The organism is Desulfomarina sp. (assembly GCF_054039375.1).
In genome coordinates this window covers 1-5,995 of record NZ_JBPLBA010000005.1, presented here as the reverse complement: position 1 = coordinate 5,995, position 5,995 = coordinate 1, and the positions used below count along the sequence as shown (strand labels likewise).

The window sequence follows — 5,995 nt, the reverse complement described above, 5'->3', positions numbered from 1 at the left end:
CAGGATGACGGCAGTGAATACCCCTGGGATTTCTGCCCTCTTTTCGCGGCGATAGAAGATGGGTCGTCACATCATGTGGACGGCGATGTCTTCTGGAACAGGGACGGGAGCAGTTTTTCAGCAGATTATATTGTCTGTCCTACCAGAAATAGCAGGAACGAGATAGTCGGAGCCATTCTCACTTTCCGTAATATTACGGAACAGAGAATGAAGGAGAGTAAACGTATTCACAGTATGAAACTGGAATCCATCGGTGAACTGTCAGCAGGTATTGCCCATGAAATCAATACTCCCATTCAGTTCATCGGAAATAATGTTTCCTTCTTGAAGGAAAGTTTTGAAGACATGTTACAGCTCCTGGAAAAATATCGAAAATTGGCTGAAATGGCAGAAAATGAGCTGCTTTTTCATGATCTTATGAAAGAAATAGCCGATCTGGAAGACATGGCTGATATTGAATATCTCCAGGAAGAAGCCCCCAAAGCCTTTGAACAGACCCTTGATGGTGTAAACAGAGTGACACAGCTTGTGCAGGGTCTGAAAGGATTTGCTCACGCGGGCTCCAACGCAAATAAACAGGATGCTGATCTCAATAAAATAATTCTGGATACCCTTATAGTCTGCAAAAACGCGTACAAGTATGTTGCCGAACTGGAGACGAAACTGGAGCAACTTCCTGCTGTTTCAGTTTATCCTGGAGATATTGCCCAGGTGCTGGTCAATATTATCGTTAATGCGGCCCATGCCATTGACGACAACAGAAAAAAGAACGATGATCTGGGGAAAATCACCATTGAAAGCTTTCAGAAAAACGGTATGATCATTATCAGCATCACAGATACGGGTGGTGGCATTCCCGAAAATATTCAGGGTCGGATTTTTGATCCGTTCTTCTCCACAAAAGAAGTCGGACGAGGTTCAGGTCAGGGCCTGGCAATTTCAAGAACAATCATCAACGAAAAACACAATGGAGAGCTTGACTTCGTCTCACAGACAGGCCGGGGAACAACGTTCTTCATTAAATTACCCCTGGCCTGACTGATCTAGCGCAGACTCAAAATTACCGCATCCCGCTTTTCAGCCCTCATGGATTCGCAATGACTGTCTCATACAACCGGAAAATGACCGACCCCATTCCACCGGTTTCCATTCACGGCGGTCACAGCGGCCAGTTCTGCAGTCACGCTTCCGATTCCCTGGAAGAGATAGTCCGGCGCTATATTGAACTGCAGTTCCCATGGGTAGGTATTACCGAACACTGTCCCCCCGGCAACGGTAAACTGATTTACCCGGAAGAAAAGCAGGATGGCCTGACACCGGAAAAACTTCTGCTGCGATTTGAAAAGTATATAAGAGAATGCAGACGACTGCAGGAAAAATACAGCCGGGAAATCCGGATTTTTGTGGGTATGGAAATAGAAACCTGCACCGGATATGAGAAATTTGTACCCTGGCTGATCAAAAAGATGCAGCCCGATTACATTGTCGGATCAGTTCATTTTGTTGAAGATATCGGTTTTGATTATTCAAAGGATGCCTATATCAGGGCCGTTGAAAAGACTGGGAGCACGGATGCACTTTACAATCGCTATTTCGATCTGCAGTTTGAAATGATTTCTCTACTGAAACCTGCTGTTGTCGGGCATTTTGACCTTATCCGCCTCTTTGACGATGACTATGCGACAAGACTCCGGCGCCCTGGAATACAAAAGAGGATTGAACGCAACCTTCAGTTGATAAAAGATCTCGGCCTGATTCTGGACCTCAATCTTCGCAGCCTGCTGAAAGGCGCTGATGAACCATATCCGGCTGCTGTCATTCTGGACAGGGCATGTGAACTTAAAATACCTGTTATCCCCGGGGATGATTCCCACGGTGTACTTTCTGTGGGTAATTTCATGGAAACAGCCATACAGATCCTTGCAGAAAAAAAAATGGACGGATCATGGCAGAAACCGGAAAAACTCTGTTTTGCTCCAAACTGCTGACCTTTTTTCCTCAGTCTTACCGCTCCCCTGAAAAATATTGTTTCATTTTCCCGTAAAACACGTAACAATTGCAGGATTCAGGTAAAAACCAGTTAAAGACACACCGAGTTACTGATCCTGGGAGCAGTAACATAATCCTGGTTATTAATAATCAGCTGCAATACCCATGGTACATGGCATCTTGAAAAATATTCTTTCCATTTTTTTAAATACCGGCTCGGGGAAAGAATATTTGAACCTTTTTACTCCTGCGGGTCACTCATGAACAGAAAGAAAGTACAGGATCCATTCCTGAATCTCCTGAAAAAGACCGCCAAAAAGGATCGGGATGCGTTCCAGGCCCTGTATGAAGGTACAAACAGGCAGATATCGGTATACCTTTACAGGTTTGTTCAGGATCAAAACAGTGTTGAAGATATCCTGGTGGAAGTTTACACGGAAGTATGGAAAAACAGCGCCAGATTCAGGCAACAGTCGAAAGTACTGACCTGGATGATCGGAATAGCCCGGAATCTTGCTCTGAAAGAATCAAGAAAACAAAAATACCATGATGATATTGACACACATCCGGAAATTGTAGGTAAAGAAGTAGACTTTGACAACACAAACCGCAAAGAAATTCTCACCAGAGCGCTCAACTGCCTCTCTCAAAAACACAGGGAGGTTCTTGATCTTGCCTTTTACCAGGAGCTTCCTTATCAGGAAATAGCGCAACTGTTGTCTATTCCGGAAAGTACAGTCAAGAGCAGAATATTTTACGCGAAAGCGGATCTGAAAAAAATACTTGAAAAAATGGGCGTAGACCGAGACGTCATCTGACAGGAGCACAATCGGATAACACCGGTTGACGTGAGAAAAATATGCAGAACAGACCACACAGACCCGAAACAACAGAAAGCAGAGACACCTTTGATGATGAGACCATGCGACGCATTCTCAAAGAAACTGCAGAAGATGTGACACCTGCAGGTCCCGCTGTTTTTTCCAGAATAAGCAAATCAGTCGGACTTCCTAAAAAAACTGAGAAAAGCCGCTGGATATTTATGGACCGATTACGCGATTTTTTCGTCCAACCTCAATTTGCCTGGGGTTTTGCGGCCATGCAGACAATTGTTCTCTGTCTCTTTCTGGTTTACTCACCTCACAAACAACAAACCTATGAGGTCTTATCAGCAAGCCGAATTGAGACTGCTTCTTCCGGACCGTCTTTTCATATAATATTCAACAACAGTGCGCGGATGATTGAAATTGAAGCCCTTTTGCAGCAGACAGGAGCAATGATAATCAATGGTCCCGGAAAACGTGGCATCTACACCATGAAATTAAAAAAGAAACAGTCAGACAATATTAAAGCCCGCCTGGAAATATTGAAACAGTCTTCACTGGTCAGCTTTATTGAACAGGCTTATTGAAAACGTGTCTGTCAAGAAATGAAATTTCTTGTTCAAATTCAGACTGGCAAAAATTCTCGATTGTTTCTCTTTTGAGCTGAAGAGCTCATACAATCAGCAGCCTTCAGACCGGGAAAGTATTATGAGGAGCATCATACGACCTTCATATTGTACCTTTTTATTTCTGGTCTGCCTTATCCTCGCCGTTCCATCAACTTTTGCGGTTGCTTCCACATCCCTTTCATTCAATCGCACCACAGAAAACCCTGTGCATCTCTCAATGATGCGAACAGCATTTCACAATAAAAAATCCTCGCCGAAAAAAAACAATTATACCCCCGGTCGTGTTTTGATATTGCTTACTGCAGAAAATGAAAAGAAAAACAGCACTATTCTGAACAGAATCATCCGCAGGTATAATCTCATCCTCACGTCCCGGAAAAAATTGTCACGACTGAACCATGAGCTGGTTATCCTTACAACCACCAGCAACGTAAAGGAAATCTGCCGTAAAATTCAAAAAGAAAATAAAGACATCAGAGTCCAGCCGGACTACTATTTTTCAACACTGGAAGATACTGAAGAAAAAAAACCCGCAAACCTTTTCAGGCTGCGGGTTTAAAAGACTTTAGCGGAAGTCTTTGGAAATGAAAATGGTGCGAAGGCCGGAGTCGAATATATAAGTTTATTATCTTGTTATTTCAAACTATTACAAAAATATCGTCCCTAAAAATAAAATAAAATTAGTCACAATGTTAGTCACACTATGACATTATTACCTTACCATGTTTAGAGATTACTTTTTAGCACATTGTAAATAGTCTGCCTGGAAACTCCGAATTTCTTCGCAATCTCTGTCTTGCTGTATCTGTCTGCAACCATTGCTTTGACCTCTTCAATTTGTTCCGGGGTCAGTGCAGGGGTTTTTCCAAATTTAACCCCCCTTTTTTTCGCACCAGCGATACCTTCTGCCTGACGTTCCCGGATTAGGTTACGTTCAAATTCAGCAAAAGCCCCCATCATTTGCAGCATAAGCCGGTTCATTGGATTGTCATTGCCTGTAAAATCCAAGCCTTCTTTATGAAAATGAACTGAAACCCCTTTTTTATTCAATTGTGTAATGATGTCCTGCAGGTCGACAAGATTTCGCGCCAATCGATCTATTGAGTGAATGTGAAGTTGATCACCTTCCCGGAGATATTCAAGACATTTCAGAAGAACAGGTCTGTTGCGGTTCTTTGCGGATACTTTCTCTTCAAATATTTTATCTACCTTGACATCAGCTAATTGACGTTCACTGTTTTGCCCGATACTGCTCACTCTTATATAACCAACCCGTTGACCTGACATTTTTCCACTCCATTGTTTAAAATTTTTACCCAACCAAAAACTGTACACATTACTTTTGAACCTATCTTGACACAATGTCAATATTACTATATTAGACTTATTTTTACACGAATAACCGCAGGTTTCAAGCGAATGAAAAAGTGTAAAAGAAAGTATAGTTTTTTTTACACTTCCCGGAATGCGGATAAACCAGCTTTTTGTGTCAGAAATTTGACCGAAAATCCGTTTCGATCAATCCAGGGATGTTTTGAACTTGATTGACAATCTGTAGCCTGTGAGCTACAGTATTCAATGTGATATACGAAATAGAAAAGACAGAATACTTTGACAGGTGGCTCAAAAAATTAAAGGACAGGCGGGCAGTTCTTGCTATCGTTTCCCGCCTTGACAGAGCAATTGCGGGAAATCTCGGCGATACCCGTTCAGTTGGAGAAGGTCTTTACGAAATGAGAATTTTTACAGGCCCTGGTTATCGTCTTTATTATACCATCCGGAAACACACTGTAATTATTTTGCTTTGTGGTGGAGATAAATCCACACAGAACAAAGATATCAAAAAAGCAAAACAACTGCTCAAAGACATGCGGGAGCTATAAATGACTACCGAAACAAGCCCTTACAATCCACTGGATTACCTTAAAACCCAGGAAGAGATTCACCAGTACCTTAACGATGCCTTTATGGACGATGATCCGCAGATTTTCCTGATTGCCCTCGGTCACCTTGCCAGAAAGCAAGGTATGTCCAGGATTGCAAAAGAAACAGGCGTAAGCCGGGAAAGTCTCTACAGGTCATTGTCCGGCAAGGGGAATCCAGGGTTCGCCACAATAAGCAAGGTCACCAAGGCCCTTGGCTGCAGACTGGCTATTTCCTGATACCCGCGATACCTTCCCCGCCTCCACATCTCCTCCCCTGGCCACGTTCACGCCCCGGCCTTCCCTCCACCCACAAAACTGCCTGGTAAAAGACAACATCACCAGGGGTCGCAAAACATCTCCGGTGACCATGTCCTTTCCTCTTTATTCCTTTATTTAATATTAAGAACTAGAGTTTGGAGTTTCACATACCGACAGAAGCCCTCTACCTGTATGCGAAAAACATCAAAAAATACAAAAAAAAAATTAAAAAAATATTGACAGAGATTCAAAACGGCGGTAGCCGCGCCTTATCAGCCGAAAAGGGCAAACTTAAAAATATACGGCGTCCTTTTCGGCTGATAAGGCGCGGCCTTCAGAAGAAAATTCTCACTTCTTCTTCTGGAGGCCG

8 protein-coding genes are annotated in these 5,995 nt (G+C 43.0%); 7 read left to right on the top strand and 1 reads right to left on the bottom strand.

What is annotated here, in order from left to right; all coding sequences use genetic code 11:
• The 5 genes from ACXLDX_RS00205 to ACXLDX_RS00185 form a co-directional block, all read left to right on the top strand.
• On the top strand, positions 1-1,038 hold a 1,038-nt coding region (locus ACXLDX_RS00205; RefSeq protein WP_457575169.1), incomplete at its 5' end, for a PAS domain-containing sensor histidine kinase.
• Positions 1,039-1,097: 59 nt separating this feature from the next.
• Positions 1,098-1,988, top strand: a complete 891-nt coding sequence (locus ACXLDX_RS00200; RefSeq protein WP_457575168.1) for a histidinol-phosphatase — start codon at positions 1,098-1,100, stop codon at positions 1,986-1,988.
• A 261-nt stretch (positions 1,989-2,249) separates the two neighbouring features.
• Positions 2,250-2,807: a sigma-70 family RNA polymerase sigma factor gene (locus tag ACXLDX_RS00195; protein ID WP_457575167.1), complete on the top strand. Its 558-nt coding sequence runs from the start codon at positions 2,250-2,252 to the stop codon at positions 2,805-2,807.
• 41 nt (positions 2,808-2,848) lie between these two features.
• Entirely contained in the window at positions 2,849-3,400 is a 552-nt protein-coding gene (locus ACXLDX_RS00190; protein ID WP_457575166.1) for a hypothetical protein, read from the top strand.
• 121 nt (positions 3,401-3,521) lie between these two features.
• Entirely contained in the window at positions 3,522-4,001 is a 480-nt protein-coding gene (locus tag ACXLDX_RS00185; RefSeq protein ID WP_457575165.1) for a hypothetical protein, read from the top strand.
• 167 nt (positions 4,002-4,168) lie between these two features.
• Here ACXLDX_RS00185 and ACXLDX_RS00180 read toward each other — a convergent pair whose 3' ends face one another.
• Positions 4,169-4,762 (bottom strand): recombinase family protein, encoded by a 594-nt coding sequence (locus tag ACXLDX_RS00180; protein WP_457575164.1) that lies wholly within the window; start codon positions 4,760-4,762, stop codon positions 4,169-4,171.
• Positions 4,763-5,022: 260 nt separating this feature from the next.
• Here ACXLDX_RS00180 and ACXLDX_RS00175 point away from each other — a divergent pair, with 260 nt between their 5' ends.
• Both ACXLDX_RS00175 and ACXLDX_RS00170 read left to right on the top strand, forming a co-directional pair.
• Positions 5,023-5,325, top strand: a complete 303-nt coding sequence (locus tag ACXLDX_RS00175; RefSeq protein ID WP_457575163.1) for a type II toxin-antitoxin system RelE/ParE family toxin — start codon at positions 5,023-5,025, stop codon at positions 5,323-5,325.
• On the top strand, positions 5,326-5,604 hold the full coding sequence (locus ACXLDX_RS00170) for an addiction module antidote protein (protein WP_457575162.1): 279 nt from the start codon (positions 5,326-5,328) through the stop codon (positions 5,602-5,604). It abuts the gene before it with no gap.
• Positions 5,605-5,995: the final 391 nt, after the last annotated feature.

Coding starts and splice junctions, on each gene's coding strand:
- ACXLDX_RS00200 (WP_457575168.1), top strand. CDS start 1,098: ATGACTGTCTCATACAACCGGAAAATGACCGACCCCATTCCACCGGTT.
- ACXLDX_RS00195 (WP_457575167.1), top strand. CDS start 2,250: ATGAACAGAAAGAAAGTACAGGATCCATTCCTGAATCTCCTGAAAAAG.
- ACXLDX_RS00190 (WP_457575166.1), top strand. CDS start 2,849: ATGCAGAACAGACCACACAGACCCGAAACAACAGAAAGCAGAGACACC.
- ACXLDX_RS00185 (WP_457575165.1), top strand. CDS start 3,522: ATGAGGAGCATCATACGACCTTCATATTGTACCTTTTTATTTCTGGTC.
- ACXLDX_RS00170 (WP_457575162.1), top strand. CDS start 5,326: ATGACTACCGAAACAAGCCCTTACAATCCACTGGATTACCTTAAAACC.